Source organism: Mesorhizobium sp. 1M-11, from assembly GCF_001303895.1.
Classification (GTDB): domain Bacteria; phylum Pseudomonadota; class Alphaproteobacteria; order Rhizobiales; family Rhizobiaceae; genus Mesorhizobium.
In genome coordinates, this window is sequence record NZ_LJSD01000012.1 from 1 (window position 1) to 26,850 (window position 26,850).

The window sequence follows — 26,850 nt, forward strand, 5'->3', positions numbered from 1 at the left end:
GCAAAGCCGACCGAGTCGAACAGCGTGATCTGCTTGTCGCTGGTCCGGCCCGCCGCCTTGCCTGCCATCACCTGCCACAGCTCGGTCACCGGATGATCGCCATCCAGCTGCTGGATCTCGCCCTCGATGCGCGTCTGCGGCGGGAACTCCACGAAGATATCGGAACGCAGCAGGATGTCGCGATGCAGCTCGGTCTTGCCGGGACAGTCGCCGCCGACCGCATTGATGTGCACGCCCGAGCCCACCATGTTGTCGGTCAGGATCGTCGCATACTGCTTGTCGGCGGTCACCGTGGTGATGATCTCCGCGCCCTCCACCGCTTCCTGGCCGGAAGCGCAGATGGTGATGTCGAAACCCATGCCGGCGAGGTTCTTCGCACAACGCCGCGAGGCCGACGCATCGATGTCGTAAAGGCGCAGCCTGTCGATGCCGGTGATGGCCTTGAAGGCGATCGCCTGGAACTCCGACTGCGCGCCATTGCCGATGATGGTCATGGTGCGGGCACCCTTCGGCGCCAGGTACTTTGCAACGAGCGCCGACGTGGCTGCGGTGCGCAGCGCCGTCAGGATGGTCATTTCGGTGAGCAGCATCGGATAGCCGGAGCCGACATCGGCAAGCACGCCGAAAGCGGTCACCGTCTGCAGGCCCTCGCGCGTGTTCTTCGGGTGGCCGTTGACATATTTGAAGCCGTAGAGATGGCCGTCGCTGGTCGGCATCAGTTCGATGACGCCATCATGGCTGTGCGAGGCGACGCGCGGCGTCTTGTCGAACAGCTCCCAGCGGCGGAAGTCCTCTTCGATATAGGTGGCCAGCTCGGTCAGGAAGCGTTCGACGCCGATGGCCAGCACCAGCTTCATCATGGAATCCACGCTCACGAACGGAACGATGTTCAGCTTGGCTGCGGTCATGTTCAGAAGCTCCTGGTCGGACGGTCCATGATGCGGCGGCCCATGAGGCTCGCCGTCAGATCGACCATCAAGGTGGCGGTACGGCCGCGCTCATCAAGGAAGGGATTGAGTTCGACGAGATCGAGGCTGGTGACGAGGCCACTGTCGGACAGCATCTCCATGACCAGATGCGCCTCGCGCAAGGTGGCGCCGCCAGGCACCGTGGTGCCGACTGCCGGTGCAATCGACGGATCGAGGAAATCGACATCGAGGCTGACATGCAGAAGGCCGTTCTCCTGGGCGACACGCGCGAGGAAAGCCCTGAGCAATGGCGCGATGCCATGTTCGTCGATGGCACGCATGTCATGCACCGTCACGCCGGCCTCGTTGAGCGCCTGGCGCTCGGCCGCATCGACGCTGCGCAGGCCGAGCGTGCAGATGCGCTTCGGCTCCACACGCACCGGCAGGTTCGGGAAGAAGCCGTCAAAGCCCGGCAGGCCGCTGGCATAGGCAAGCGGCACGCCATGCAGATTGCCGCTGGTGGTGGTGTCGAGCGTGTGGAAATCGGGATGTGCGTCGAGCCACAGGACAAAGAGAGGCTGGCTGGTTTCTGCGGCGCGGCGTGCGACACCGGACAGCGTGCCGGCGGAGATGGCATGATCGCCGCCAAGGAAGATCGGCATGGCGTCCTTGCTGGCCTGATAGGCGGCCTCGGCAATCGCGGCCGTCCAGGCAACGATCTCCGGCAGCTTCTTCAGCGCCGCGTTGCGATGAACGATCGGCTGGGCTGCAGCCGGCTGCACGGTACCCAGATCCTCGACCTGGTGCCCCAGTTCGGTCAGCGCCGAAACGAGACCCGCCGTACGCAATGCGCTTGGCCCCATCTCGCATCCGAGGCGCCCGGCGCCATCCTGCTCCGGCGCGCCCAATATCCTGCAACGCATGACGTTCCTTCCCGACCTGTCTCGTTGCTGGGAAGTAAAGCGCAATCGACTGGCGGAATGAACAAACTGATTTGGCAGATATCGCTCATTGCCTTATCATTTCGGCAATATCGAATGCCAATATGGACAGTGACGGGATTCCGGCATGGACTCACTCGACGAAAAGCTGGTGACGCTGCTCAGGCATGACGGCCGCCGCTCCATCTCCGATCTTGCCGTCGATCTCGGCGTGTCGCGCGCGACGGTGCGCGCGCGCATCGAACGGCTGGAGCGGCAGGGTGAAATCCTCGGCTACACCGTCATCCTGCGGGCGGATGCGCTGGAACAGCGCGTGCGCGGCATCATGATGATCGAGGTCGAAGGCCATGCCGCCGACCGGGTTGTGCGGGCGTTGGGCGGCTTCCCCGAAATCTCGGCCATACACACCACCAATGGCCGCTGGGACCTCGTCGTCGAACTGAACACAGAGACGCTGACACAGCTCGACGCCGTGCTGCGCAAGGTGCGGCTCATTCCGGCCATCACCGGTTCGGAAACGACGCTGCTGCTCGCGACGCCGCGCTCGACGCGGGCGCGTTTGTAGCAAGCTAGAGGCCCAGTTCCTCGACCATGGCGTCGCGCATGACGAATTTCTGCGCCTTGCCGGTCACCGTCATCGGCAGGCTGTCCTTGAAGCGGATGTAGCGCGGCACCTTGTAGTGCGAGATCTGGCCGGCGCAGAACGTCTTCACGTCGTCCTCGCTCATCGTCTCGCCCGGCTTCAGCACGATCCAGGCGGCGATCTCCTCGCCATATTTCGCGTCGGGCACACCGAAGACCTGCACTTCCTTCACCTTCGGATGGCGGTAGAGGAATTCCTCGACCTCGCGCGGATAGACGTTCTCGCCACCGCGGATGACCATGTCCTTCACCCGCCCGACGATGTTGCAGAAGCCTTCCTCGTCAATGGTGGCAAGGTCGCCCGTGTGCATCCAGCCGTCCGGGTCGATCGCCTCGTCGGTCTTTTCCCGGTCTTCCCAGTAGCCCTTCATCACCGAATAGCCGCGCGTGCACAGTTCGCCGCGCTCGCCGACCGGAACAGTCCCGCCTTCGGCGTCCACCACCTTGACCTCGACATGCGGATGGATGCGCCCGACCGTCGACACCCGCTTCTCGAGCGGATCGTCGACGCCGCTCTGGAAGGAAACCGGGCTGGTTTCGGTCATGCCATAGGCAATCGTCACCTCCGACATGTTCATCAACGCAATAACCTTCTTCATCACCTCGATCGGGCACGGCGAGCCGGCCATGATGCCGGTGCGCAGCGACGACAGGTCGAAGTTCTTGAAATCGGGATGGTCAAGCATGGCGACAAACATGGTCGGCACACCGTAGAGGCCGGTGCAGCGCTCGTCGGATATGGCTTTCAGCGTCATGCCGGGGTCGAAGCCTTCACCGGGGAAAACCATGGTGGCGCCCTTGGACACGCAGCCCATCGAGCCCATCGACATGCCGAAGCAGTGATAGAAGGGTACCGGGATGCAGAGCCGGTCGTTCGAGGTCAGCCGGATCGCGGCCGTGACGAAATTGCCATTGTTGACGATATTGGCATGGGTCAGCGTTGCACCCTTCGGCGCACCGGTGGTGCCGCTGGTGAACTGGATGTTGATGGCATCGTCGGGCGTCAGGCTCGCGCTGATGTGATCAAGGCCGGCGCGGTCAGCATCGGCGCCCATGGCGAGCACGTCGCCGAAATTGAACATGCCGGGCGAAACCTCCTCGCCCATGCGGATGACTGTTTTCAGCGCCGGCAGTTTCCTGGCAGTGAGTTTGCCGGGCGCGGCGCTGTCGATCTCGGGCGCCAGCATGCGGATCATGCCGAGATAGTCGGAGGTCTTGAACTGGGCGGCCGTGACCAGCGCCTTGCAGCCGACCTTGTTCAGCGCATATTCGAGTTCCGCAAGCCGGTAGGCCGGATTGATGTTGACGAGGATCAGGCCGACGCGCGCGGTGGCGTATTGCGTCACCAGCCACTCCCAGCGGTTCGGCGACCAGATGCCGACGCGATCGCCCTTCACCAGCCCAAGCTTGGTCAGCCCCGCAGCGAAGTCATCGACCACCTTGGCCAGTTCGTCCCAGGAGAAGCGCTTGTCCTGGCTGGGGAATACCGCGGCGTCGCGTGGCCCGTAAGCAAGCACCGTGTCGGCCAGCAATTGCGGAATGGTCTTGTCGAGCAGCGGCTGCAGGCGCTCACCTGAGACATGCGAAAGCCCATCTTTCGGGGCAATGAAGACGACACCCGCCTGTGCAGGATCAGTCTTTATTGGATTTGGGGGTCGCGTGCCTTTCAGTTCGTCCGGGTTGATCGCCATGGCCTCCTCCTCCGCCAGAGCGAATTGCGATGAGAATACACCGCCATTGCGCTCTACCTTTTTTGTTCTGACGCATGATCCTTTTCGGGATCATGCTTTGGCGATGGAAGGCTAGCAGCCAGCCACCGATCCGAAAATCAGGCCAAAAGTCGGATGGTGCAAGCGGCGGCAGCTACGAAAGTGAAGCAGTAACCTTGGCGGCAATGTCGGCAACGAGTGCCGCATCGGCCGGTTTGCGTTCCTTTTTCGAGGCAACGAGACAGGCCTGCGACTTCAGCACGATGCCGTCCGACAGGATCTTCAGATGGTTCGCCTTCAGCGTCGAGCCGGTCGTGGTGATGTCGACGATGATGTCGGCGGAGCCTGCCGCCGGCGCACCTTCGGTCGCGCCGAGGCTTTCGACGATGCGGTAGACCTGGATACCGTGCTTGGCAGTGAAGAACTGTTGCGTCAGTCGCCAGTATTTGGTGGCGATGCGCAGCCTGCGGCCGTGGCGCTGGCGGAAATCGGCGGCGACGTCGTCGAGATCGGCCATGGTATCGACGTCGAACCAGATATCCGGCACCGCCACCACGACATCGGCATGGCCGAAGCCGAGCCGCGCGGCAATCTCGGCGCGCGACTGCCAGTCCGCGAGGTTTTCGCGCAGCAGGTCCTCGCCGGTGATTCCAAGGTCGACAGCGCCCTGCCCGATCTCGCCGGCAATCTCGGAGGCCGACAGGAAGGCCACTTCGATGTCGTCGCGATCGGCGATGCGGGCGTGATATTTGCGGTCGTCTGCCGGCAGGCTGACGGCAAGGCCGGCCTTGGCCAGCACGTCCAGCGCCTGTTCCTTCAGCCGTCCCTTGGAGGGGATCGCCAGCGTCACGGTCATGATGCGTCACCCCGCAGCGTCTCGATGCGGTCAAGCCAGACCGAAAAGCCGACGCCCGGAATCTGCCCCTTGGCGCCGAGCAGCGTCAGCAGGCGGTCGTAACGTCCGCCGCCTACCAGCGGGCGGTCGCTGTCACCGGAAGCGATCTCGAAGACAAGCCCCGTATAATAATCGAGCGGACGGCCGAAGGCGGCATCGTAATGCACCGTGTCACCCGTCAGGCCATGGCCAGCGACCGCCTCGGCACGGGAGGCAAAAGTGTCGAGCGCAGAGCCAAGCGCCAGCCCCGCATTCGAGGCAAAAGCCTGCAAGGCCTCGGTGGCCTGCGACAGCGGCACATGGATGGCGAGAAACGTCTTCAGCGCAGCGAAGGCCTCATCGGACAACCGTACCGAACGCAGTTGCGCCTTCTCGATCAGCCGGCGCGCGATATCGGCCGGAGTCCGGCTGGCGGAAGCGGAAAGGCCGAGTTTTTCCATGTCGCCCGCGATGTGGGTCGTCAGGGCATCAAGATCGGCGTCCAGCGCCAGCGTGGCGACCGGCGGCGGCAGTTGGCCATTGCGCGGCGGATTGGCGAGGTCGGCAAGTGCCGCCTCCAGCATTTCCTTCGAACCGAAGGCGCGGGCAAGCCGCATGCGCCAGCCGCGCGGCAGGCCAAGTGCGGCCAGCACCGCCTCGAAAATGGCCTGATCGCCCAGTGTGAGCGAGAGCGCGCGCTGCGGCAGCACCAGCGACAACAAGGCATGGGCGTCGGCGACGCTGCGGGCATCGGCGGCGGCGGTATCGCCATCGCCGAGATCCTCGATGCCTGCCTGGAAGAATTCGTTGCCGCCCTCGCGGCGCTGGCGGAAGACCTCGCCGAGATAGCCATAGCGGCGCGGCGTTCCTGCCTGGCTGGCAATATGGTCGAGGCAGACCGGAATGGTGAATTCGGGACGCAGGCAGAGCGTCTGGCCGGTTTCGCTTTCGGTCAGGAAGATGCGCCGCCGCAAATCCTCGCCAGCCATGTCCAGGAACGGATCGGCAGGCTGAAGCACCGCGACATCGACAAGGCCGACGCCACGCTGTTCGAGCAGCGCCACCACTTCATCCGCAAAGGCGGGAGGGCCCCTCATGACGTCACCTTCTGCATGAGCTCGATGCGATTGCCGAACGGATCATAGACATGGATGCGCTCATAGCCTTCGAGCGGCACGTCCGTAGCCGTCCGGTAACCGGCCTTCGTCGCCGCTGCCTCCAGCCGCTTCACGTCATCGACCAGAAAGGCCGGATGCGCCTTGGCAGCGGCGTGAAAGTCGGGATCGACGCCGAGATGCACCTTGACCGTAGCGCCTTCAAACCAGCAGCCGCCGCGCCTGGCGAGGTCGTCGGGTTTCGCCACCTCGGTCAGGCCCAATATGCCCGCATAGAATGCACGCGCGTCGGGCTCGCGCCCGGCCGGCATGGCAAGCTGGACGTGATCGATGGCAAGCAAGGTCATTGGCGCTCGGCGGCCTGCTCAGCCAGGATCTTCTTCACTTCGGCGACCAGGTCGGCTTCCTTCACCGTGACCTGGCCTGGCCGTGCTTCCTTGTATTCGGCATGGTCGGCGATAGCCGCAGCCTGTCTGGCGCCTTCGATCAGGTCCTTCAACTGGACCTCGCCGGCCTCGCGTTCGCTCGAACCCTGGATAATGGCGACAGGCGAGCCACGCCGGTCGGCATATTTCAGTTGCGCCTTCATGCCGGCGCCACCGAGATAGAGTTCGGCCCGGATACCGGCCTGGCGCAGGTCGGACACCATCTTCTGGTAACGACCCAGGCTTTCCGTATCCTTGTCCATCACCAGCACGATCACCGGCTGCAGGATGTCGGATGTGTCGAGCTTGCCGAGGTTCTTCAGCGCCGTCATCAGGCGCGAGACGCCGATGGAGAAGCCGGTTGCCGGCACCGGTTCGCCGCGGAAGCGCGAGACCAGCCCGTCGTAGCGCCCGCCGCCGCCGACCGAGCCGAAACGCACGATCTTGCCTTCGTCGTTGGGGATCTCGGCCAACAGCTCGGCCTCATAGACCGGGCCGGTGTAATATTCGAGGCCGCGCACAATGGAGGGATCGATCTTGACCCGTGCGTCGAGATAACCGGCTGCCGCGACCATCGCGCCGATGTCGTGCAATTCCTGCACGCCTTCGGCGCCGCGTTCCGACCCGGCGACGGCCTCGCGCATCTTGGCCAGCGTGTCGGCGAGATCGCCCGTGCCCGGCGCGGTCAAAAGCAGCACGCGATCGGACTGCGCGGCATCCAGTCCGGCACCCTTGGTGAAATCGCCGCTCTCGTCGAGGCGACCCTTGCCGAGCAGCGCGCGCACGCCGTCCGGCCCGACCTTGTCGAGCTTGTCGATGGCGCGCAACACGGTCAGCCGGCGGCCGGCATTGTCGTCGCCGCCGAGGCCGATCGCTTCCAGCACGCCGTCGAGCACCTTGCGGTTGTTGACGCGGATGGCGTAGTCGCCGCGCTTGATGCCCAGCGCTTCCATCACATCGGCCATCATCATGGCCATTTCGGCATCCGCCGCCACGCCCGGCGTGCCGACCGTGTCGGCGTCGAACTGCATGAACTGGCGGAAACGGCCTGGGCCCGGCTTCTCGTTGCGGAACACCCAGCCGGAGCGGTAGCTGCGATAGGGCTTGGGCAGGCGCTCGTAATTCTCGGCGACGAAACGCGCCATCGGCGCGGTCAGGTCGTAGCGCAGCGACAGCCACTGTTCGTCATCGTCCTGGAAGGAGAAGACGCCCTCATTGGGACGATCCTGATCCGGCAGGAACTTGCCCAGCGCATCGGTGTATTCGATCAGTGGCTGATCAACCGGCTCGAAACCGTATAGCTCGTAGACCGCGCGAATGGTCGCCATCATCTTCTCGACGGCGCGGATGTCCTCGGCGCCGCGGTCGACAAGGCCACGCGGCAGCCGCGCCTTCATCTTTTCCGGTTTGTCGGCCATGGTCGTGAACTCGCTGTCGATGGCATGTGCATGTCGAAAACTGCCGCTTTTGCGGCGCGGTTGTCCTAACCGATGCAAGCAGGTGCGGCAAGGCGTTTGCCCGCGACAACACTTTGCAGCAAGGCAGCGGTTTCGCGACGGCGAAACCGCGGGAATACCCGCCTCCAGGTCCACCCGCTAACCACTCGTCAACCATTGCGGCCAAATGCACTCAAAACGCACCAATTTGGCCATTATCGCAGCATCGTGCCGACATAATCCTTGCCGATAAGCGCCCTAGAACCAAGGACTTGCACCCGAAATGGCAACCGCGCGGAAAATCGAGCTTCTGGATGAACCGGTCATGACCGCTCAGGTCATACCGCTGCGCCGCCCGGAAGTCGTCGCGTCCGCAATCAGCCAGCATGCGGGGCCGTTCGAGGTTCCGGCCGCTGAACGCAAAAGCTCCGGCATCGGCGACATCCTGATCACCGGCCTGCTGGTGATCTACCCGGCGCTCGCCACCATCACCGCGATCATCATCGGGCTGGTGCTGTCGCGCGGCTGAGCCCCTTCCCGCACCTGGCTGCGGCAACGAAGGACGCCGCCGGCCAGACTGGACAGCATCGGCGGTGTGCGGCATCCATGCGATGCGGGTTGGGCTCGGATGAACCTCGCGATTCGTCGATGAGAGGCACTGCTGATGCTTCAGGTCCGCGTGCTGACACCACGCCAACGCTGCGAAGCCGCCGTCAAGGCGATCGAAGCCGATCCCACGACGGCCAATCTGGTGATCCTGCGCGGCACGGCACTCGACGGCAAAGGCGACGTCCTGCTCTTCGATGTGGCCCGCGAAACCGCGAACGCCATCGTCGACGCGCTACGTTCGCTCGGCATCGAGGATACGGGTTCGATATCGCTGCATGACAATGTGACGGTGATTTCGCAGGCCGCCGATCAGGCGCAGGCCGCGGCCGGCGGCCATCCCGCGGATGCCGTGATCTGGGATGAGATCGAAGACCAGGCACAGGAGGACGCCGAGCTTTCCTGGTCGTTCCTGACCTTCCTGGTTCTGGCCACGCTGATTGCCAGCATCGGGCGCTATGTCGACCAGCCCATTCTCATCATCGGTGCCATGGTGGTCGGTCCGGACTTCGCCCCGGTGGCAGCGATCTGCCTGGCAATCGCCCGGCGCCGATGGTCCCTGCTGCGGCCTGCCTCGGTTACGCTGCTTGGCGGCTTCGCGCTGGCCACCGCCATTGCCTGGCTGGTCTGGGCGGTCGCCTATGCAGCCGGCTTCGTCGATTTTACCGCAGCGACCAGCGGCCCGCAGACCCAGTTCATCGTCAAGCCGGACGCGTGGTCCTTGATCATCGCGCTGCTGGCCGGCTGTGCAGGCGTGCTCTCGCTGACGGCAGCGAAGTCATCAGCCCTGGTCGGCGTCTTCATTTCCATCACCACCGTTCCGGCAGTCGGCACGATAGCGCTCACGCTCGCCGTCGGCGCGTGGGATGAAGTCCGGGCCGCACTGGTCCAGCTGGCAGTCAATGTCGTCGGAATGATCATCGCCGGCACAGCCACGCTCATGGTGCAGCAGCGCACTCTGCGTCATCCCAGGAAGAGCCTGGTTGCAAAAGCACGGCGCCACCAGGTCAAGCAGGCGACGAGACGGCGAGGCTGAGCAGATCGCGAAGTGAGCGAGATCGCCTAGACAGGTCGTTTGAGCTGCGCCCGTTCTTTCTCGACCTCGGCACGGCAGACGCAGCCTTCGATGTGGTCGTTGACCATGCCCATGGCCTGCATGAAGGCATAGACCGTGGTCGGGCCGACGAAAGTCCAGCCCCGCTTCTTCAGTTCCTTCGAGATGCGCGTCGACACCGCCGTGGTCGGGTTGGCGCGCAGATGGGTGATGTCGACCACCTTTGGCCGCTCATCCGGTCCCGGTTCGAATGACCAGAACCAGGCAGCGAGTGATCCTGCCTCTTTCACCAGTTCCTGCGCACGTTTGGCATTGTTGATGGTGGAGACGATCTTGCCGCGATGGCGGATGATGCCGGCGTTGCCCAGCAGCCTCTCCACATCGGCGTCGGCAAAACGCGCGACCCTGTCGAAATCGAAGCCCTCGAACGCTTCGCGGAAGGCCTCGCGCTTGCGCAGGATGGTGAGCCAGGACAGGCCCGACTGGAAACCCTCCAGACAGATCTTCTCGAACAGCCGGCGGTCGCTGGTGACCGGCCGGCCCCATTCATGGTCGTGATAATGCTGGTAATCGGGCAGATTGCCGTGCCAGGCACACCGGGTGATGCCATCAACCCCAGTGATCAAACCATTGTTGTCGCCCATCTGAAATCCATTCGTTAACGCCTGGAAGGCCTGCTTTACCGGGGCTTTACCAGATTCCTGAACCGGCCGGTAACCACACCAAAAGGTTTACTGACAAAGCCGCATTTTAACGGTTCGCGATTCACCATTCGCTTGCCGCCTGCGGACAACATGCCGATCGAAGCCGCGAGCAACACCCGTTTCCTGCGCGGTGCGACGATCGAGTTGAGAGTCCCATGCGAACAACCATGAGAAAGATGTTTCTGCCCCTGTTCGGCGCGATCGGCGCGCTGGCAGCGGTTGCCATCCCTGCCCTTGCCAATGACCGTTATGCCGAGCGTCCACCGGTGATGGTGAGCCCGGATCTCTCGGCTCCCTGGGTGACGCAGCTTGGCCGCGCGCCGGGCGTGGTCCGGTCGAGCCGCGGCTACGCCGTTCAGCAGCCGCAATGGGGACAGCCGCAGGTACGCTACCGCCAGGTCGCCCCACAGGGCCAATATTACCGCCAGGCCCAGCCGCGTGTTCAGTATCGCCAGGCCCAGCCGCAAGCGGGAACCGACCGCGTGCGCACTGCTGCGGTACCGGGACGGCCGGTACGTCGGACGGTAGCGCGTCCGCAGATCAATCCGATCTACCTGCCGCAGGAAGTCGCCTTCGACGGCAAGGAAAAGCCGGGCACCATCATCATCGATACCACGAAGAATTTCCTCTATCTGGTAGGGGACAATGGCAAGGCCCGCCGCTATGGCGTCGGCACCGGCAAGCCGGGCTTTGAATGGGCCGGCACGCACAAGGTCAGCCAGAAGCGCGAATGGCCGGACTGGCGCCCGCCGAGCGAAATGATCGCGCGCGAAAAGGCCAAGGGCCGCTATCTGCCGACCTTCCTGGCCGGCGGCATCGAGAACCCGCTCGGCGCGCGCGCGCTCTATCTCGGCTCGACGCTCTACCGTATCCACGGCACCAACCAGCCCTGGACGATCGGCGGCGCGGTGTCCTCCGGTTGCATCCGCATGCGCAACGAGGATGTCGTCGACCTCTATGACCGGGTGAAGGTAGGCACGACGGTCGTCGTGATGTAGTATTTTCGCGCTGAGTCGGCATTGCTTGCCGACCGACGAGATAACGGGGGACGGGCCTTGTGGGGACATGGCCGGTCCAGAAAGGGCAGCCGGCCATGCCGCGCTGCCCTTTCTGTTTTGTCCTTCTGACCCGTTTTTTGGCCACCAGAGGCATAATCGACTAAGGCAGGACGGATTCAGCCTCCCAACGGCGGCGTTCTCCTGCTATGTCGCCCGCAACCGATAAATCCGGAAGTTTGCCCATGTCCACCACCGACAGCCGCTACCTGAAGGGTGGCCCCGTCGCCAAACGCATCATCGAAGGCGTTCGCATCGCCGCCGAAGAGGCACGCGCCGAAGGCTTTCCGCCGAAGCTGGTCTCGATCACGGTCGGCGATGTCGACGCCGTCGACGTCTATGTGCGCAACCAGCGTGCCAAGGCCGGCCAGGCCGGCATCGATTTCGAGGAACGCCGCTTTCCGGCCGATGTCACCGCGCGCGAACTCGAGGCGGCCATCCACGGCATGAATGCCGATCCGCGCGTTACCGGCATCATCATCCAGCGCCCTGTGCCCTCGCACATCCCGATCAAGGCGCTGCAGAGCGCGGTGCACCCGCTGAAGGACGTCGAGGGCATGCATCCGGCCTCGATCGGCAACATCGTCTACAACCAGCTCGATCTGGCGCCCTGTACGGCCGCCGCTTCCGTCGAACTGCTCAAGGAAACCGGGCTCGACCTGAAGGGCCTCGAAGTCGTGGTCGTCGGCCATTCCGAGATCGTCGGCAAGCCGATCGCCTTCCTTTTGATGAGCGAAGGCGCCACCGTCACCGTCTGCCATCACATGACGCGTTCGCTGGCAGTGCACGCGCGCCGGGCCGACGCGCTGTTCGTGGCGGTCGGCAAGCCGCGCCTGATCAAGGCCGACATGGTCAAGCCGGGCGCCGCCGTCATCGACATCGGCATCAATTCCGAAACGCTGCCGGACGGCACCACCCGCATCGTCGGCGACGTCGACACCGAAAGCGTCAAGGACGTGGCATCCTGGATCACGCCGGTGCCGGGCGGCGTCGGCCCGATCACGGTTTCGATCCTGCTGCGCAACACGATGGTGGCACTCAATCGCCAGCGCGATCTCTACCGCGCCAGCTATGCCGTTGGCGAGCAACCCGGTCAGATCGCCGCGGAATAACATCCCGGCGAGCCGCCGCCCCCAAACGCGGCAGGCTAGACCAGGTCGAAGGCCGCGCGGCTGTCGCTCCTGAGCGGCCGCCAGACCTGGATGTCGCGCGGGCCTTCCAGCACTTCGTCCAGAGCCGCATGCCATTCCTCGCGGTAAGGGCGCTTCAGTTGCACGTCGAGCACGTCCTGATGATCGACCCAGGTCTCGTGCAGCAGCAGCCGCAGCGGATCTTCCGGATCCCGGTGCAAGGTGGCCGATATGAACATCTCCTCATGCCGCATCGCGTCGAGAACGCCGTTGAGCAGCGCCATGAACCGATCCTGTTGCTGTGGGCGGACGCGGAAACCGATGATGTAGGTGATGGCCACTGTTCTTCTCCTTGGCGGGGCTCGATGGCGTGCAAAGTGCCAGAGCGGGCGACAGCAGCAATGACCTCACAGGTAATGAAAACGGATAAGCCTCGGCAACTGAACAGACGTTGGCAGCAGACGGTGCATTAACGCGGCAACAGCGCCATAACGAACTGGCGCAGGCTGGTTTCGACGAAATCCTCGACGCGCCCCTGCGGATCGAAGCCCCACCACAGCAGCGAACCCTGCCACTGCGAGGCCATCAGCAGGCCGATGTCGCGCGGTGCGGTTGCGGTAGCCGCAAAACACGTGTCGAGCGCGGCAGAGAGCCGCTGGCGCCAGGCCGCGCCGCGCGCCCGCAGCACCGGATCGCGCAGATCCTCGCGCAACACAAGCAGGCCTTCGGCATAGGCCTCGATCTCGCCATAACCGCGCGACAGATCGACCAGCAATTGGACCGCACCATCCGGTGTCCTAGCGGCGGAAGCACCAAGCGCATCGGTGCGCGCGTCCAAACGGTCCCAGGCGGCCAGCAGAGCGGCCTGTTTCAGCCCGGCCTTGGTCTTGAAACGTTGAACCAGCGTTGCCGGGGAGAGACCGCAGGCGCGCGCTAGGCTTTCGAAGGTCAGCGCCTCGGGGCCGCGTTCATGGATCAGCCCGAGCGCGATCTCCAGCACCTTCTCGTCGGACAGCGTTTTCGGTCGCGGCATCTTGATTTCCAATTAATAAGTGAATATTCATTTATATATTATTTCACACATCCATCAAAAGCAGAAGCCCAGGAGGTTTCAATGGCGCTTGCAGGGTCGCTTGCCGGAAAGACGGCGCTTGTCGCGGGCGCAACACGCGGCGCAGGCCGCGGAATTGCGGTTGAACTGGGGGCAGCCGGCGCCACGGTCTACGTCACCGGGCGCACCACGCGACAGCAGCAATCCGAATACCGGCGGCCCGAGACGATCGAACAGACTGCGGAACTGGTCACGTCCGCCGGCGGCAAAGGCATCGCCGTTCAGGTCGACCACCTCGTTTCCGACGAGGTCGCGGCACTGGTGCAGCGCATCCGCGCGGAGCAGGGCCGCCTCGACATCCTGGTTAACGATATCTGGGGCGGCGAGAACTATGTAGAATGGAACAAGCCCGTATGGGAACACGATCTCGCCAAGGGCCTGCGCATGCTGCACCTGGCCATCGACACCCATCTGATCACCGCACACCACGCACTGCCCTTGTTGATCGAAAACCCGGGCGGACTGTTGGTGGAAATGACGGACGGGACGGCCGAATACAATGCGACCCACTATCGCCTTTCGCCTTTCTACGATCTTGCCAAGGTGGCGGTGAACCGCATGGGCTGGGCGCATGCCAAGGACCTTGCTCCGCATAACGCCACCGCGATCTCGCTGACACCCGGGTGGCTGCGTTCCGAAATCATGCTGGAGACCTATGGCGTAAAGGAAGAGAACTGGCGCGACGCAACAGCGAACGTGCCGCATTTCGTCATTTCGGAAACGCCGCATTTCGTCGGGCGAGCCGTCGCAGCGCTCGCGGCCGATCCGGACCGTGCACGCTGGAACGGTCAGTCCTTGTCCAGCGGACAACTGGCGAAAGTGTATGGCTTCACCGACCTCGATGGGTCGCAACCCGATGCCTGGCTTTACATCGCCGAGGTCGAGGAGCCCGGCAAGCCGGCCGACGCCACCGGCTATCGGTGATCAAGCGGCTTTGCCGACGCGCAGCTCGGCGGGCGGCTCGCCGCCATAGGCCCAGTCAAGCAGCTTCACCGTGTGCACCACCGGCAGTTTCGCGGCAGACCCGATCTGCGTGATGCAGCCGATATTGCCGGTGGCGACCACCTCTGCTCCGGTGGCGGTGATGTTCTTGACCTTGCGCTCGAGCAGGCGGGCGGAGATCTCCGGCTGCAGGATGTTGTAGGTGCCGGCCGAGCCGCAGCAGAGATGGCCCTCGCGCGGCTCTTTCACCACGAACCCGGCACGGACAAGCAGGTCCTTCGGCTGGCGCGTGATCTTCTGGCCATGCTGCATCGAGCAGGCGGAGTGGTAGGCCACGACCGTGCCCGGCTTGCGCGCAGGCTCCGGCAGGTCGAGCGTGGTGAGATATTCCGTCACATCCCTGGCCAGCGCCGACACCTTGGCGGCCTTTTCGGCATAGGCCGGATCCAGCCGCAGCATGAAGCCATAGTCCTTGATCGTGGTGCCACAGCCTGAAGCGGTGACGATAATCGCGTCGAGTCCTTCGCCCTCGATCTCGCGCATCCAGGCATCGACATTGCGGCGGGCCGAAGCGAGCGCTGCTTCCTCGCGGCCCATGTGATGTACCAGGGCACCGCAGCAGCCCTCGCCCTCGGGCATCACCACGTCGATGCCGAGCCTGTTGAGCAACGAGACCGTCGCTTCGTTGATGCCGGGCTCCAGCACCTGTTGCGCGCAACCGGTGAGCAATGCGACCCGTCCCCGCTTCTGCCCCTTCGCGGCACTGCGCGCACCGGACCTTGCCAACGGCGACGACGCAGGCACGCTGGCGGGCGCCAGCTTCAGCATGGCCGCCAGCGGCTTCAGCGCCCTGTTGTTCTCAAACAGATTTGTGAAGGGCCGGCCAAGCCTCGCCAGTCTCAGCGCCGCGCGAAACCGCGCCGGATGCGGCAGCACGAAGGCGAGAACGGAACGGATCAGCCGATCAGCCAACGGTCGCTTGTAGGTCTTTTCGATATGGGCGCGCGCATGGTCGACCAGATGCATGTAATTGACGCCCGAGGGGCAGGTCGTCATGCAGGCGAGACAGGACAGGCAGCGATCGACATGGGTGACGATCTCCTTGTCGGCAGGCCGGCCGTTTTCCAGCATGTCCTTGATCAGGTAGATGCGCCCACGCGGGCTGTCGAGTTCGTTGCCAAGCGTCACATAGGTTGGACAGGTGGCGGTGCAGAAGCCGCAATGCACGCATTTGCGCAGGATCTTCTCCGATTCCGCGACATGCGGATCGGCAAGCTGGTCGGCGGTGAAGGAAGTCTGCATTGCTAAGCCATCCGACCGGGATTGAGTATCTGTTTTGGATCGAATTCGGCCTTGAGCCGATCGGCTAGAGCCGCCAATGCCGGCGGTTGCGGCTCGAACACCGGCGTGGCCGCGCGAACACCGGGTGCTGCGCGGACGAGCGTCGCATGGCCGCCGCCGAAATGTTTCACTGCGCCCCGCACCAGCCGGTCTTCCGGCTCGCCCATTTCCATGCTGAGCCAGATCAGGCCGCCCTGCCAGTCATAGAACACCTCCACCGCCGACTGCATGCGCAGCGCCATCACCATGGCATGGCTATCGGCCGGCGCCATCGACACGCGCCAGAGCGGCTTGTCGGAACCGGCGAACGGCGCGCAATCGCGGATATCGCGCCAGATAGCCTCGGACGCCTCGCCCTTGATCTCCAGCAGTTGCCCGGCGTTGCGCAGCAGATCCTTCAACGCACCGATGCGATAGGTCACCGAAGGACCGAAGCCCTCGACGCGCAGCAAGGTCGCCGCCTCACTGCCCAGCGCGCCGTCGGCAACGCGCGCCGCGATGCGCTCGGGCAGATGCGCCGCACTCGACACTTCGGCACTCGAGCCGAGCGCCATCGACATGGCGGCGGCCGCCTTGTCGTCGAGCAAACCGCGCACGGCCAGTGTCACTTCGGTCTCCGCCGCGGGCAGAACCTTGAAGGTGACATCGGTGAACGCCGCAAGCGTACCCCAGGACCCCGCCATCGCCTTGGAGAGATCATAGCCGGTGACGTTCTTGACGACACGACCGCCAGATTTGAAGGCCTCGCCGCGCCCCGAAACGGCATGGATCCCGAGGATGTGGTCGCGGGCGGCACCTGCCTTCAGGCGGCGAGGACCGGACAGATTGGCGGCAAGCACGCTGCCGATCGTGCCCCTGCCGGGCTCTTCGCCAAGCAGTCGGCCATAGTCCATCGGCTCGAAGGCAAACTGCTGGCCATTTTCGGCAAGCAGCTTCTCGATCTCCGCCAGCGGCGTTCCAGCGCGTGCCGACAGCACCAGTTCCGCAGGCTCATAGAGCGTGACGCCCGTAAGCTTCGAAACATCGAGCGTGTGTTCGGTCTGCAGGGGACGACCAATGGCGCGCTTGGAGCCATGGCCGACGACCTCCAGCGGCGCCTCTTCGGCAACCGCCCACTGCACGGCAGAGAGCACTTCGGCGGGTGAGATTGGGGTGAAGGTGGTCACAGCCGATGCTCCCGCAATTTCTCCAGCACCGCCTCGCCGCGTGGCGAGAGCCGGTAGCCGGTTTCGAGGCTCTCCGTCAGACCTAGCTCCTTCAGCCTGCGCACGTCCTGCTTGAACTTCGGCTTCTCGACGCCGGTGCCCAGTGCCAGCTCAGCAGCCGATGTGCCCGGATGAGTACCGATAGCGCTCAGGATCGACGGGAAATAACCCGGTTTCGCCTGGTCCCAGCGCGCGAAGCGGGCGGCCAGATCATGCCAGTCCGCTTCGGAAAGTTCGCCTTCGTCGCGCAGGGCAACACGGTGGTCCGGCTCGAGACCACCGAGAACGATTCTGTAGAGTGTGCGATCGCCATCCGAGCGCAGATCGGCCAGCAGTGCGGCGCGATCGGCAAAGCCGGCGGCCTTCGCATCGGCTTCGGTCAAATCCCGCTCCTCGACCGGCTCGACCGCAGCGATGCGCACCACGCCGGCCGCCGTGCGCAGACCGGTGCCGGCTTTCACCGTTGGGCGCTGCCAGCGCCGGAAGGCAAGCGTGACGTCGCCACGCGCGACAGCTTCGAGGATGGCCTGCCGGAACAGCATCCTCAAAACCTCGGAATGTCTGGAAACGCGACCTGGCCGCGATGCACATGCATGCGGCCGAGTTCGGCGCAGCGGCGCAGTTGCGGAAACACCTTGCCGGGGTTGAGCAGATGGTTGGGGTCGAAAGCGCATTTCACCCGCATCTGCTGATCGAGATCGGCCTCGTTGAACATCTCCGGCATCAGATCGCGCTTTTCGACGCCGACGCCATGCTCACCGGTCAGCACGCCGCCGACCTCGACGCAAAGCCGCAGGATGTCCGCACCGAACTTCTCGGCCTTGTCCAGTTCGCCCGGCACATTGGCATCATAGAGGATGAGCGGATGCAGATTGCCGTCGCCGGCGTGGAAGACATTGGCGACACGCAGGCCATAGGTTTGCGAAAGGTCGCGCATGCCGGCCAGCACACGCGGCAGTTCCTTGCGCGGAATGGTGCCGTCCATGCAGTAATAATCCGGCGAGATGCGCCCGACCGCCGGGAAGGCCGCCTTGCGGCCGGCCCAGAAACGCAGGCGCTCTTCTTCCGATTGCGAGATGCGGCAGGTGGTCGAGCCGTTGTTGATGGCGATCGTCTCGACGGCACCGATCAAGTGATCGACCTCGACCACCGGTCCGTCGAGCTCGACGATCAGCAGTGCCTCGCATTCCAAAGGATAGCCCGCCTGCACAAAATCCTCGGCCGCGTGGATCGCCGGCCGGTCCATCATTTCCATGCCGCCGGGAATGATGCCGGCGCCGATGATGTCGGCCACGCATTGGCCGCCCTGCTCGCTGGTCGGGAAGCCGATCAGCAGCGCACGCGCCGTCTCCGGCTTCTTCAGGATGCGCACCGTCACTTCGGTGACGACGCCGAGAAGGCCCTCCGAACCGGTCATCAGGCCGAGCAGATCATAACCTTCGGCATCAAGATGCTTGCCACCGAGCCGCACCACCTCGCCATTCATCAGCACCATCTCAATGCCCAGAACGTTGTTGGCGGTGAGGCCGTATTTCAGGCAGTGCACGCCGCCGGAGTTCTCCGCGACATTGCCGCCGATCGAGCAGGCGATCTGCGAGGACGGATCCGGCGCATAGTAGAAGCCCTCCTGCTCCACGGCATAGGTAATGCCGAGATTGGTGACGCCGGGCTGCGCGGTGACAGTGCGGTTGGGATAGTCGATGCTGAGGATGCGGTTGAAGCGGCTCATGACCAGCAGGACCGCGTCTTCCAGTGGCAAGGCACCGCCGGACAGCGACGTGCCGGCGCCGCGCGGCACGACGCGGATGTTGCGTTCGTTGCAATATTTCAGCACCCGCGACACCTGCGCCACCGTCTCAGGCAACACCACGACGAGGGGGAGCTGGCGATAGGCGGTCAGCCCGTCGCTTTCGAAGGCGCGCATCTCATTGACGGTTTCGACGACGCCTTCGCCCGGCACGATCGACCTGAGATCGGCGACGATGGTGGCACGCCGTCCAAGCGTCGCCTCATCCGGCTTCGGCATGGCAAGACCGGACATGATGCCTCCCTGCGCTTGACTGTAAAAAAATGCACTGACTGGTAAAAGCTTTTTACCAATTCGACACGGTGCATGCAAATGATGCTTTCGGCCAAAGCAGGCGCCGTCATGCGCGCACCTTTCCGCGCGTCAATCTGACGCTGGCAGACAGGATCGAAGATACTGCGCTATTCGCCTGCGTGGCTTGCGGGTTCGCCATGCAGGCGCTGCACGCGGCGCACGCCCCACCAGACGAGCAGGACAGCGATCGGCACGGACGCGGCCGTGACCACCTCCGGTGCAAAGGCATGGCCGAAGAAGGACGCACCCTTGGCGAGATAGCCGATCAGCCCGACGACGTAATAAGACACAGCCGCCACCGACAGGCCTTCCACCGTCTGCTGCAGGCGCAGCTGCAGGCGGGCACGGTTGTTCATCGAGGCGAGAAGGTCGCGGTTCTGCTTCTCGACTTCGACATCGACCCAGGTGCGCAACAGCGTGGTGGCGCGTGTCAGCTTGCGCGAGAGATTCGCCTGCCGCTCCTCGACCGAGCGGCATGTGCGCATGGCCGGCGCCACGCGCCGCTGCAGGAAGCCTCCCCAGGTGTCGTAGCCCGGCACCACCTCTTCATCGAGCGCTTGCAGGCGCTCGCTGACGATACCGTCATAGGCGCGGCTGGCGCCGAAGCGATAGAGGCTTGACGCAGCGTCGGCCTCCAGTTCGGCAGCGAGTTCGGTGAGGTCGGCCAGCAAGGTCTGGCTGTCTCGGGTCTCCGCTCCCTTCATCTCGCGCGTGATGACGGCGAGCTTGTCTTCGATGCGACGCACCCGCGCCGACAGCGACTGCGCCAGCGGCAGGCCGAGCATCGCAAGCGTGCGGTAGGTCTCGATATCGAGCAGGCGCTGGGACAGGGCGCCAGTGCTCGCCGGCGTCAGCGCGCGGTTGAGCACCAGGATGCGTGTCAGCCCGTCGCCATCCTGGCGGAAGTCTGCGATGATCGCGGCAGCACCACGTTCCACCAGCGAAAAGCACAGGCTGGTGGGGTCAAAGCTGTCAACCAGCTTCTCGTTAGCGGCCGTCCAGTTGCGGATTTCCAGCCGGATGCCTGAAATCACCGTGCCGGGCGGCGAGAAACCATTGCCGAACGGCGTATCCTCATGCGCACGCCCGCTCTCGTCGAGCGGCCCTTCCCACAGATAGGTCGAGAATTCGGTGTGACGCTCCCAGCGCAACGAGCCCTTGCCCCATTTCATGGCGTGGAGGCGCGCCTGGCTGCCGGGGGCGGCGATGCCCAGCCGGCGCGAAAGCTCGGACAGCACGGCGTGGTCGACGCTGGCGCCGCCTTCAGTCATGAAGGAGAGCTGGATCAGGACCCGGGGCGTCTCGACCAGCGGGTGCGGACGGGCGTGCACTTCGCCGAGCGCACTCGGGCGGCCTTCATGCGCGGGAAAACCAAGGACGCTGCCGATGGCGCGCGGCCGGAATTCGAGATTGGACTGGTCGTCCGACACGGCAGTTCCCCCAAGGTTCTGAACCCTGTCTTTTTCAAAGCTCTAGGAGCAATCCCGGGCCGTGACAATGAAAAGTGCCGCCTCGACGGCAAGCGCCGCCCTTGCCAGGCAAATGCGCCAATGCGGTAAATTGGATAGATTAATTGACCAGTTGGCAAGATTGCCGCTATTCTAGGCGGCATAGTATTTTCTCGGGCACTTCCTTGAGCGACATCTTTTCCCGCATCGATCATTCGCGCACCGCCGACGAGGTGGTGGCGCAGATCGAGGCCTTGATCCTGGAAGGCGTGCTGCGTCCGGGCGACCGGCTGCCGGGCGAACGCGACCTCGCCCGCCAGTTCGAAGTGTCCCGGCCGATCCTGCGCGACGCGCTGAAGGCGCTGGAAACGCGCGGCCTGCTGCAGACCCGGCACGGCGGCGGCACCCATGTCGCCGATGTCATCGGCCAGGTGTTTTCCAAGCCGGTGATGGAGCTGATCTCCACTCACCGTAAAGCTGCCGCCGATTATCTGGAGTACCGCCGCGAGATCGAAGGCATCGCAGCCGAATATGCAGCCCGGCGCGCGACGCCGGATGATCTCGCCTTGCTCGACCGCATCATGGCGCGCATGGACGAGGCGCACCGTACCGGCGATTTCCAGCACGAAGCCGAAATCGACGTCGAATTCCACAATGCCGTCGGCGAATGCGCGCACAACATCATCCTCTTGCACACGTTGCGGTCCTGCTACCGCCTCCTTTCGGAAGGCGTGTTCCAGAACCGGTTGCTGGTGTTCACCTTGCCCGGCGCGCGCGACGAGTTGCTGGCCCAGCACCGCGCCATCCATGCCGCCGTCAAATCAGGCAACCCGGCTGCGGCGCGCAAGGCGGCGATGGACCACATCACCTATGTCGAACGCTCGATGGTGGAAGCCGAACGCACCGGCGACTGGCAACGCGTGTCGCGGCTTCGATTGAAACAACGTGGCGGGAATCAGGAACCCGGCCGCAAACGCAGTGAAACAGGCGCGGCGGCGCGCGAAAGCGGGAAGGCGAAATGAGCATGCTTCTTACCATCGACGATCTCAAGCAGCAGGCTCGCCAGCGCGTGCCCAGGATGTTCTTCGACTATGCCGATTCCGGCGCCTGGACGGAGAGCACCTACCGCGCCAACGAAGAAGACTTCGGCAAGATCAAGCTGCGCCAGCGCGTGCTGGTCGACATGGACAACCGCTCGCTGGCCTCGACCATGATCGGCGAGGCCGTCTCCATGCCTGTGGCGCTGGCGCCGACCGGCTCGACCGGCATGCAGCACGCCGACGGCGAGATGCTGGCGGCGCAGGCGGCGGAGGAATTCGGCGTGCCGTTCACGCTGTCGACCATGAGCATCTGCTCGATCGAGGACGTCGCCTCGGTGACCAGGAAGCCGTTCTGGTTCCAGCTCTACGTGATGCGCGACAAGGATTTCGTGCTCAACCTCATCGATCGCGCCAAGGCGGCCAAATGTTCGGCGCTGGTGCTGACGCTCGACCTGCAGATACTGGCGCAGCGCCACAAGGATGTGCGCAACGGCCTCTCGGCTCCGCCGAAGCTGACCCTGCCGAACCTGATCGACATGGCGATCCGTCCCGGCTGGTGCCTCGGCATGCTCGGTACCAAGCGCCGCACCTTCCGCAACATCGTCGGCCATGCCAAGGGTGTGGGCGACCTCGCTTCGCTGTCGTCCTGGACGAACGAGCAATTCGACCCGCGTCTGTCCTGGGATGACGTGGAATGGATCCGGCAGCGCTGGGGCGGCAAGCTGATCCTGAAAGGCATCCTCGACAAGGAGGACGCAGTCCTGGCTGCAAAGACAGGTGCCGACGCCATCATCATCTCCAACCATGGCGGCCGCCAGCTCGACGGTGCCCCCTCCTCCATCGCAGTGCTGGAAGAGATCGTCGACACTGTCGGCGACCGGATAGAAGTCCATATGGATGGCGGCATCCGCTCGGGCCAGGATGTGCTTAAAGCGCTGTGCCTCGGCGCCAAGGGCACCTATATCGGACGTCCGTTCCTCTACGGGCTGGGTGCGGCCGGCAAGAAAGGTGTGACGCTGGCGCTGGAGATCATCCGCAAGGAGCTCGACCTGACGCTGGCGCTGTGCGGCAAACGCGACATCAAGGATGTCGGCAAGGACATGCTTTACCGCTAAGAGGTCCAGATCGAAATTCGAATCGACTTGAAAGCGGCTTCTGCCTTGACCGACGGCATTCATTTCCTCGACGCCCGAGCGCCGGACGGCATGCGCCTCTACGCCATTGGCGACGTGCACGGCCGCCTCGACCTGCTGTCCGGCATGCACAGGACCATCGCAGCCGAAATCGAACGCGACCGGCCGGCCGACTGGCGCATCATCCATCTCGGCGACTACGTCGATCGCGGCCCGGATTCGAGGGGCGTCATCGATTTCCTGATCGCCGCGCAGCAGCGCGATCCGCGCATCATCGCGCTGGCCGGCAACCACGATATCGGCTTCCGGGATTTCCTGGCCATGCCGGCCGCCGACGGGCTGTTCTCGCGTTATGGCGGCCGCGAGACGGCGCTGTCCTACGGCGTGGCGATCGACTTCGACGATCCGGCCTCACTCGAACAAGGCTGGAAGGATCTGGTCAGCGCCGTTTCGCCCGAGCAGAAACATTTCCTGCACGACCTGCCCTATTCGGTGTCATTCGGCGATTTCTTCTTCTGCCATGCAGGCGTACGCCCCGGCATCGCACTCGACCGCCAGGCGCATGAAGACCTGATCTGGGTCCGTGCCGTGTTCCTCGACCATCCGGGGCTGTATGAAAAGGTGATCGTGCACGGCCATACGCCGCAGGCGGAGGCCGAACCGATGCCCAACCGCGTCAACGTCGACACCGCCGCCTACCAGAGCGGCAGGCTGACGGCGCTGGTCGTCGATGGTGGGGACAAGCGAATCCTGACGGAGAGCGGGAAAGCATAGGACATCAAGCGTTTATTCAGTCACGCTACGCCTGAATTTTCGCGACATCACACAATGACGGTTCCATCGGGTTCATCGCGATCGAAACGCATCGAGTTGTCCCGAGCCACTTCTTCTCGAATGGTGGCCGTGATCGCGTCCCATCGATCGATAGCGCCGATCTCAACTTTCGATCGTCGGGCGACGAGCAGAAGAACCGCCTGTATCATTTGCGTGAAACGGCCAAGTTTGTCGGGTGCATCCCTGATGCCTTCGTACCGCAGGCGCACATAGTACTCCACCCAATCATAGCGCCCGGGCTTGGCACTGCGATGGTAGATCAGCACATCCGGATCGATCGAACTCATCATGAGGCCGGTCTGAGTTGCCATTCGCTGGGCGTCCACGCTGTCGACATAGACAAGGATATCGAGGCCCTTGTGCGCCGGCTTTCTCGCATCCTCGTTGAAGCCGGCTTCGGCAATCAACTCGCTGAGCCGAAGTATCAAATGATGAGACACCCGCAATGCCGAGCGCGTGTCGTTCATTGTCAAAAGGAAACCCAATTTCATCGGTTGCGCTCAACCATCCCAGGAGCTTTCGAACGGCCTGTTTCGTTTCGCACAAGCGACTGTCAAAAATTGCGTGTCATCCGGACTAACACTCAGCCTCAGCAACATCGTTTGCCTGACTTCGAGCCGGATCATCCCTGCGTCCACTGCATTCTACAAATCCGGGATGGAGTTGCCAGCAATTCGCAGACCATCGATGCGAGGAGAGTTTGGGCCAGGCCGGCGCTCTTCCCGACCCAGCTTTTCGAAAACATGGTCCTTGGCCTTGCCGGTCGCCGTTTCCAGATCATCACCCAGACCCAGCCTAGCCGCGATGGCGCTGGCAAGCATGCAGCCTGTACCACGCATGCGAACATCGAGACGCGGCGCTTGGAAACGGACTGGCGCTTTGCCGGCGCGCAGGAGAAGGTCGACCGAACGATCTCCCTCGGCATGACCGCCCTTGACCAGCAAGGCCGGAACGCCGCTTTCAAGGAGCCGACGCGACTGCTCGACGATTGTGGCTTCGTTTGAGCCAGGTATACCCCCAGCCGATTTATCGCTCAGCAGCGCCAGTTCCGGCAGATTGGGCGTGACGAGTGTGCAGAGCGGCATCAGGCGGCGTTTCAATATCTCGACGGCGTCCATGGCGAGCAGCGCGCGACCCGACGTCGAGGCAAGGACGGGATCGAGCACCACCGGCAGTGGCAGGCGGCTGGCCAGTACAGAGGCAACCGCGGTTATGGCATCCGCGCTGCCCAGCATGCCGATCTTGACCGCGGCGATTGCGTTGGCGGCAAACGCCGCCCGCATCTGTGCGGCGATGAGATCCGGCGGCATCTGCTCCACCCGCTCAACCACGTCATGGGTCTGCACGGTTACCGCGGTTACCGCGAGGCAAGCACGCAGGCCGAAGGCGGCAACCGTCTCGACGTCGCGCGCGATGCCGGCACCGCCGCTGGAATCCGAACCGGCGACGATCAGGACATGCCGGTCCGGTATCACCGCCATGACGCCGTGGCCACCAGCCATTCGCGGGTGCGCGCTTCCGGATCGGCATTGCGGGTGATGTCGGTGACGACGGCGGCGCTGTCGGCACCTTGCGCGAAGACGCCGGGGATGCGCTCGACGGTCAATCCACCGATGGCGACAAGCCGCAACTCACCCGCCCGGCGTTTCCACTCGGCGATGCGGTCTAGCCCCTGCGGCGCCCATTTCATGGCCTTCAGGATGGTCGGATAGACCGGCCCCAGCGCGACATAGTCGGGCTCCGCCGCAAGCGCGGTTTCCAGTTCGAGGTGATCATGCGTGCTTAAGCCCAGCTTCAACCCGGCCCGACGGATCGCGCCGATATCGGCCTCGGCCAGATCCTCCTGGCCGAGATGGACGAAGTCACAGCCCTCGTCGATGGCGAGCTGCCAATGGTCGTTGACGATGAGCTGACAGTGATGGCGTTCGCAGGTCGCCCTGGCGGCCCGGATCTCGGCGCGCAAAACCTCATCCGGCGTATCCTTGACGCGCAACTGCACCAGCTTCACGCCAAGCGGCACCAGCCGCTCGATCCAGGCGGCGGAATCGACGATGAGGTAGAATGGGTCGAGTTTCATGAGAAGGCAGCCATGCCGATGACAGGGGTGGAGGGAACGGCCATGTCGCGCGGTTCAAGCGGACCGGCCAGGAAGGCTTCTCGCCCGGCCTCGATCGCCTTGGCGAAAGCGCCGGCCATGGCGATCGGATCGCCAGCCTTGGCGACGGCGGTGTTGAGCAGCACGGCGTCGTAGCCGAGCTCCATGACGGCGGCGGCATGCGACGGGCGGCCGATGCCGGCATCGACGATCAGCGGCACATCGGGAAAATGGCCGCGCAGCGACCGCAGCGCATCGACATTCTGCGGCCCCCGCGCCGAACCGATCGGTGCGCACCAGGGCATCAGCAATTTGCAGCCGGCTTCCAGCAGCCGTTCGGCGACGACCAGATCGTCGGTGGTATAAGGGAACACCTCGAAGCCGTCCCCACTCAGGATGCCCGCCGCCTCGACCAGGCCGAAAACGTCCGGCTGCAACGTGTCGTGATTGCCGATGACTTCCAGCTTGATCCAGTTGGTGGCGAAGACCTCGCGCGCCATCTGCGCGGTGGTGACGGCCTCCTTCACCGAATGGCAGCCGGCCGTGTTGGGCAGCACGCGCACGCCGAGCGACTGGATCAGCGACCAGAACTTCCCGCCGGTCCTGCCGCCAGCGGCTTCGCGCCGCAGCGACACCGTGACGATCTCGTTCCGCGCCGCCTCGACCGCATCGGCCATGATCGCCGGCGACGGGTAAAGCGCGGTGCCGAGCAGCAGGCGCGATGAGAATTTTTGTCCGTAGAGTTCGAGCATCAGGGGTGCTCCTTGGTGGCCGGAGAAAGACCTGCGGCGGCAAGCCCCCCTCTCCGTCTCGGGCTTTGCCCGAGCCACCTCTCCCCCGCCTTCGGTTGGGGCGAGGAACCCAAGCTGGAGAAGCGCCGGCGTTGGAGCTGCGGTTCCTCGCCCTGCCGAAGGCGGGGAGAGGTGGCGCCGCGAAGCGGCGACGGAGAGGGGTCTTTACGCCAGATGCGATTGCCCTGTTCCAAGGCCAGAAAATCCATC

Annotated in this window: 28 protein-coding genes; 9 read left to right on the top strand and 19 right to left on the bottom strand. The window is 64.1% G+C overall.

Features of this window, described 5'->3' with window-relative positions; all coding sequences use genetic code 11:
• Both AO692_RS07775 and rocF read right to left on the bottom strand, forming a co-directional pair.
• Window positions 1-908: ornithine cyclodeaminase (locus tag AO692_RS07775; RefSeq protein WP_054309497.1), on the bottom strand; the 908-nt coding region annotated here is incomplete at its 3' end.
• A gap of 2 nt (window positions 909-910) precedes the next feature.
• A complete protein-coding gene (gene rocF, locus AO692_RS07780; protein WP_054309498.1) occupies window positions 911-1,831 on the bottom strand; it encodes an arginase in 921 nt (306 codons plus the stop codon).
• Between the two features lie 145 nt (window positions 1,832-1,976).
• Here rocF and AO692_RS07785 point away from each other — a divergent pair, with 145 nt between their 5' ends.
• A complete protein-coding gene (locus tag AO692_RS07785; protein WP_054309499.1) occupies window positions 1,977-2,414 on the top strand; it encodes an Lrp/AsnC family transcriptional regulator in 438 nt (145 codons plus the stop codon).
• Between the two features lie 4 nt (window positions 2,415-2,418).
• Here the strand turns inward: AO692_RS07785 and AO692_RS07790 are convergent, their stop codons facing one another.
• The 5 genes from AO692_RS07790 to hisS all read right to left on the bottom strand — a co-directional run bounded on the left by AO692_RS07790 (window position 2,419) and on the right by hisS (window position 8,032).
• Window positions 2,419-4,182, bottom strand: coding sequence for an AMP-binding protein (locus AO692_RS07790; RefSeq protein ID WP_054309500.1), 1,764 nt, complete (start codon window positions 4,180-4,182; stop codon window positions 2,419-2,421).
• 172 nt (window positions 4,183-4,354) lie between these two features.
• Window positions 4,355-5,056, bottom strand: a complete 702-nt coding sequence (gene hisG / locus AO692_RS07795) for an ATP phosphoribosyltransferase (RefSeq protein WP_054309501.1) — start codon at window positions 5,054-5,056, stop codon at window positions 4,355-4,357.
• Window positions 5,053-6,171, bottom strand: coding sequence for an ATP phosphoribosyltransferase regulatory subunit (locus AO692_RS07800; RefSeq protein WP_054309502.1), 1,119 nt, complete (start codon window positions 6,169-6,171; stop codon window positions 5,053-5,055). Before AO692_RS07800 ends, hisG begins: the two co-directional genes overlap by 4 nt.
• Window positions 6,168-6,536, bottom strand: coding sequence for a VOC family protein (locus AO692_RS07805; RefSeq protein ID WP_054309503.1), 369 nt, complete (start codon window positions 6,534-6,536; stop codon window positions 6,168-6,170). The genes AO692_RS07800 and AO692_RS07805 overlap by 4 nt, the downstream gene beginning before the upstream one ends.
• The gene (gene hisS / locus AO692_RS07810; protein WP_054309504.1) at window positions 6,533-8,032 is read right to left on the bottom strand and encodes a histidine--tRNA ligase; all 1,500 of its coding nucleotides are present in this window, start codon (window positions 8,030-8,032) and stop codon (window positions 6,533-6,535) included. Before hisS ends, AO692_RS07805 begins: the two co-directional genes overlap by 4 nt.
• Before the next feature lie 343 nt (window positions 8,033-8,375).
• On the opposite strand from hisS, the gene AO692_RS07815 reads away from it, so the two are divergent.
• On the top strand, window positions 8,376-8,579 hold the full coding sequence (locus tag AO692_RS07815; protein WP_054309544.1) for a hypothetical protein: 204 nt from the start codon (window positions 8,376-8,378) through the stop codon (window positions 8,577-8,579).
• Window positions 8,580-8,714: 135 nt separating this feature from the next.
• Window positions 8,715-9,692 carry a DUF389 domain-containing protein gene (locus AO692_RS07820; RefSeq protein ID WP_082407251.1) on the top strand — a complete coding sequence of 326 codons (978 nt, stop codon included), beginning with the start codon at window positions 8,715-8,717 and terminating at the stop codon, window positions 9,690-9,692.
• Window positions 9,693-9,718: 26 nt separating this feature from the next.
• On the opposite strand, the gene AO692_RS07825 is transcribed toward AO692_RS07820, so the two are convergent.
• A complete protein-coding gene (locus tag AO692_RS07825) occupies window positions 9,719-10,354 on the bottom strand; it encodes a DNA-3-methyladenine glycosylase I (RefSeq protein ID WP_054309505.1) in 636 nt (211 codons plus the stop codon).
• A gap of 227 nt (window positions 10,355-10,581) precedes the next feature.
• Here AO692_RS07825 and AO692_RS07830 point away from each other — a divergent pair, with 227 nt between their 5' ends.
• Together AO692_RS07830 and AO692_RS07835 are read left to right on the top strand one after the other, a co-directional pair.
• Window positions 10,582-11,412, top strand: a complete 831-nt coding sequence (locus AO692_RS07830) for a L,D-transpeptidase (protein WP_054309545.1) — start codon at window positions 10,582-10,584, stop codon at window positions 11,410-11,412.
• A 242-nt stretch (window positions 11,413-11,654) separates the two neighbouring features.
• The gene (locus AO692_RS07835) at window positions 11,655-12,581 is read left to right on the top strand and encodes a bifunctional 5,10-methylenetetrahydrofolate dehydrogenase/5,10-methenyltetrahydrofolate cyclohydrolase (protein WP_161808051.1); all 927 of its coding nucleotides are present in this window, start codon (window positions 11,655-11,657) and stop codon (window positions 12,579-12,581) included.
• A gap of 35 nt (window positions 12,582-12,616) precedes the next feature.
• On the opposite strand, the gene AO692_RS07840 is transcribed toward AO692_RS07835, so the two are convergent.
• Window positions 12,617-12,940, bottom strand: a complete 324-nt coding sequence (locus AO692_RS07840; protein ID WP_082407252.1) for a putative quinol monooxygenase — start codon at window positions 12,938-12,940, stop codon at window positions 12,617-12,619.
• A gap of 128 nt (window positions 12,941-13,068) precedes the next feature.
• The gene (locus AO692_RS07845; protein WP_054309507.1) at window positions 13,069-13,632 is read right to left on the bottom strand and encodes a TetR family transcriptional regulator; all 564 of its coding nucleotides are present in this window, start codon (window positions 13,630-13,632) and stop codon (window positions 13,069-13,071) included.
• Window positions 13,633-13,713: 81 nt separating this feature from the next.
• Here AO692_RS07845 and AO692_RS07850 point away from each other — a divergent pair, with 81 nt between their 5' ends.
• Window positions 13,714-14,634 (top strand): SDR family oxidoreductase, encoded by a 921-nt coding sequence (locus tag AO692_RS07850; protein ID WP_054309508.1) that lies wholly within the window; start codon window positions 13,714-13,716, stop codon window positions 14,632-14,634.
• On the opposite strand, the gene glcF is transcribed toward AO692_RS07850, so the two are convergent.
• The 5 genes from glcF to AO692_RS07875 all read right to left on the bottom strand — a co-directional run bounded on the left by glcF (window position 14,635) and on the right by AO692_RS07875 (window position 20,729).
• Window positions 14,635-15,954 (bottom strand): glycolate oxidase subunit GlcF, encoded by a 1,320-nt coding sequence (glcF, locus tag AO692_RS07855; protein WP_054309509.1) that lies wholly within the window; start codon window positions 15,952-15,954, stop codon window positions 14,635-14,637.
• Between the two features lie 2 nt (window positions 15,955-15,956).
• Window positions 15,957-17,159, bottom strand: a complete 1,203-nt coding sequence (locus AO692_RS07860; RefSeq protein ID WP_054309510.1) for an FAD-binding protein — start codon at window positions 17,157-17,159, stop codon at window positions 15,957-15,959.
• Window positions 17,156-17,740 carry a hypothetical protein gene (locus AO692_RS07865; RefSeq protein WP_054309511.1) on the bottom strand — a complete coding sequence of 195 codons (585 nt, stop codon included), beginning with the start codon at window positions 17,738-17,740 and terminating at the stop codon, window positions 17,156-17,158. The genes AO692_RS07860 and AO692_RS07865 overlap by 4 nt, the downstream gene beginning before the upstream one ends.
• 2 nt (window positions 17,741-17,742) lie before the next feature.
• Window positions 17,743-19,239: an FAD-linked oxidase C-terminal domain-containing protein gene (locus AO692_RS07870; protein WP_054309512.1), complete on the bottom strand. Its 1,497-nt coding sequence runs from the start codon at window positions 19,237-19,239 to the stop codon at window positions 17,743-17,745.
• 167 nt (window positions 19,240-19,406) lie between these two features.
• Entirely contained in the window at window positions 19,407-20,729 is a 1,323-nt protein-coding gene (locus AO692_RS07875) for a DUF3422 family protein (RefSeq protein ID WP_054309513.1), read from the bottom strand.
• 203 nt (window positions 20,730-20,932) lie between these two features.
• Here AO692_RS07875 and AO692_RS07880 point away from each other — a divergent pair, with 203 nt between their 5' ends.
• From AO692_RS07880 to AO692_RS07890, 3 genes are all read left to right on the top strand, one after another.
• On the top strand, window positions 20,933-21,769 hold the full coding sequence (locus AO692_RS07880; RefSeq protein WP_054309514.1) for an FCD domain-containing protein: 837 nt from the start codon (window positions 20,933-20,935) through the stop codon (window positions 21,767-21,769).
• Window positions 21,766-22,902: an alpha-hydroxy acid oxidase gene (locus tag AO692_RS07885; protein ID WP_054309515.1), complete on the top strand. Its 1,137-nt coding sequence runs from the start codon at window positions 21,766-21,768 to the stop codon at window positions 22,900-22,902. The genes AO692_RS07880 and AO692_RS07885 overlap by 4 nt, the downstream gene beginning before the upstream one ends.
• 90 nt (window positions 22,903-22,992) lie before the next feature.
• The gene (locus AO692_RS07890; RefSeq protein WP_054309547.1) at window positions 22,993-23,694 is read left to right on the top strand and encodes a metallophosphoesterase family protein; all 702 of its coding nucleotides are present in this window, start codon (window positions 22,993-22,995) and stop codon (window positions 23,692-23,694) included.
• 47 nt (window positions 23,695-23,741) lie between these two features.
• Here AO692_RS07890 and AO692_RS07895 read toward each other — a convergent pair whose 3' ends face one another.
• The 4 genes from AO692_RS07895 to AO692_RS07910 form a co-directional block, all read right to left on the bottom strand.
• Entirely contained in the window at window positions 23,742-24,245 is a 504-nt protein-coding gene (locus AO692_RS07895) for a hypothetical protein (protein ID WP_152979754.1), read from the bottom strand.
• 153 nt (window positions 24,246-24,398) lie between these two features.
• The gene (locus AO692_RS07900; RefSeq protein WP_244483286.1) at window positions 24,399-25,256 is read right to left on the bottom strand and encodes a hydroxymethylpyrimidine/phosphomethylpyrimidine kinase; all 858 of its coding nucleotides are present in this window, start codon (window positions 25,254-25,256) and stop codon (window positions 24,399-24,401) included.
• Window positions 25,226-25,831, bottom strand: a complete 606-nt coding sequence (locus tag AO692_RS07905; protein ID WP_054309517.1) for a thiamine phosphate synthase — start codon at window positions 25,829-25,831, stop codon at window positions 25,226-25,228. The genes AO692_RS07900 and AO692_RS07905 overlap by 31 nt, the downstream gene beginning before the upstream one ends.
• Window positions 25,828-26,601 carry a thiazole synthase gene (locus tag AO692_RS07910; protein WP_054309518.1) on the bottom strand — a complete coding sequence of 258 codons (774 nt, stop codon included), beginning with the start codon at window positions 26,599-26,601 and terminating at the stop codon, window positions 25,828-25,830. Before AO692_RS07910 ends, AO692_RS07905 begins: the two co-directional genes overlap by 4 nt.
• Window positions 26,602-26,850 lie beyond the last annotated feature (249 nt).

Excerpts from the sequence above, each read along its gene's own strand:
- AO692_RS07825 (WP_054309505.1), bottom strand. The coding sequence starts at position 10,354 with ATGGGCGACAACAATGGTTTGATCACTGGGGTTGATGGCATCACCCGG.
- AO692_RS07885 (WP_054309515.1), top strand. The coding sequence starts at position 21,766 with ATGAGCATGCTTCTTACCATCGACGATCTCAAGCAGCAGGCTCGCCAG.
- AO692_RS07835 (WP_161808051.1), top strand. The coding sequence starts at position 11,655 with ATGTCCACCACCGACAGCCGCTACCTGAAGGGTGGCCCCGTCGCCAAA.
- AO692_RS07805 (WP_054309503.1), bottom strand. The coding sequence starts at position 6,536 with ATGACCTTGCTTGCCATCGATCACGTCCAGCTTGCCATGCCGGCCGGG.
- AO692_RS07790 (WP_054309500.1), bottom strand. The coding sequence starts at position 4,182 with ATGGCGATCAACCCGGACGAACTGAAAGGCACGCGACCCCCAAATCCA.
- AO692_RS07865 (WP_054309511.1), bottom strand. The coding sequence starts at position 17,740 with ATGCTGTTCCGGCAGGCCATCCTCGAAGCTGTCGCGCGTGGCGACGTC.
- AO692_RS07820 (WP_082407251.1), top strand. The coding sequence starts at position 8,715 with ATGCTTCAGGTCCGCGTGCTGACACCACGCCAACGCTGCGAAGCCGCC.
- AO692_RS07890 (WP_054309547.1), top strand. The coding sequence starts at position 22,993 with ATGCGCCTCTACGCCATTGGCGACGTGCACGGCCGCCTCGACCTGCTG.
- AO692_RS07800 (WP_054309502.1), bottom strand. The coding sequence starts at position 6,171 with ATGAGGGGCCCTCCCGCCTTTGCGGATGAAGTGGTGGCGCTGCTCGAA.
- AO692_RS07905 (WP_054309517.1), bottom strand. The coding sequence starts at position 25,831 with ATGAAACTCGACCCATTCTACCTCATCGTCGATTCCGCCGCCTGGATC.
- AO692_RS07815 (WP_054309544.1), top strand. The coding sequence starts at position 8,376 with ATGACCGCTCAGGTCATACCGCTGCGCCGCCCGGAAGTCGTCGCGTCC.
- AO692_RS07895 (WP_152979754.1), bottom strand. The coding sequence starts at position 24,245 with ATGAAATTGGGTTTCCTTTTGACAATGAACGACACGCGCTCGGCATTG.
- AO692_RS07845 (WP_054309507.1), bottom strand. The coding sequence starts at position 13,632 with ATGCCGCGACCGAAAACGCTGTCCGACGAGAAGGTGCTGGAGATCGCG.
- AO692_RS07900 (WP_244483286.1), bottom strand. The coding sequence starts at position 25,256 with ATGGCTGGTGGCCACGGCGTCATGGCGGTGATACCGGACCGGCATGTC.
- AO692_RS07830 (WP_054309545.1), top strand. The coding sequence starts at position 10,582 with ATGAGAAAGATGTTTCTGCCCCTGTTCGGCGCGATCGGCGCGCTGGCA.
- rocF (WP_054309498.1), bottom strand. The coding sequence starts at position 1,831 with ATGCGTTGCAGGATATTGGGCGCGCCGGAGCAGGATGGCGCCGGGCGC.
- glcF (WP_054309509.1), bottom strand. The coding sequence starts at position 15,954 with ATGCAGACTTCCTTCACCGCCGACCAGCTTGCCGATCCGCATGTCGCG.
- AO692_RS07785 (WP_054309499.1), top strand. The coding sequence starts at position 1,977 with ATGGACTCACTCGACGAAAAGCTGGTGACGCTGCTCAGGCATGACGGC.
- AO692_RS07910 (WP_054309518.1), bottom strand. The coding sequence starts at position 26,601 with ATGCTCGAACTCTACGGACAAAAATTCTCATCGCGCCTGCTGCTCGGC.
- hisG (WP_054309501.1), bottom strand. The coding sequence starts at position 5,056 with ATGACCGTGACGCTGGCGATCCCCTCCAAGGGACGGCTGAAGGAACAG.
- hisS (WP_054309504.1), bottom strand. The coding sequence starts at position 8,032 with ATGGCCGACAAACCGGAAAAGATGAAGGCGCGGCTGCCGCGTGGCCTT.
- AO692_RS07850 (WP_054309508.1), top strand. The coding sequence starts at position 13,714 with ATGGCGCTTGCAGGGTCGCTTGCCGGAAAGACGGCGCTTGTCGCGGGC.
- AO692_RS07870 (WP_054309512.1), bottom strand. The coding sequence starts at position 19,239 with ATGTCCGGTCTTGCCATGCCGAAGCCGGATGAGGCGACGCTTGGACGG.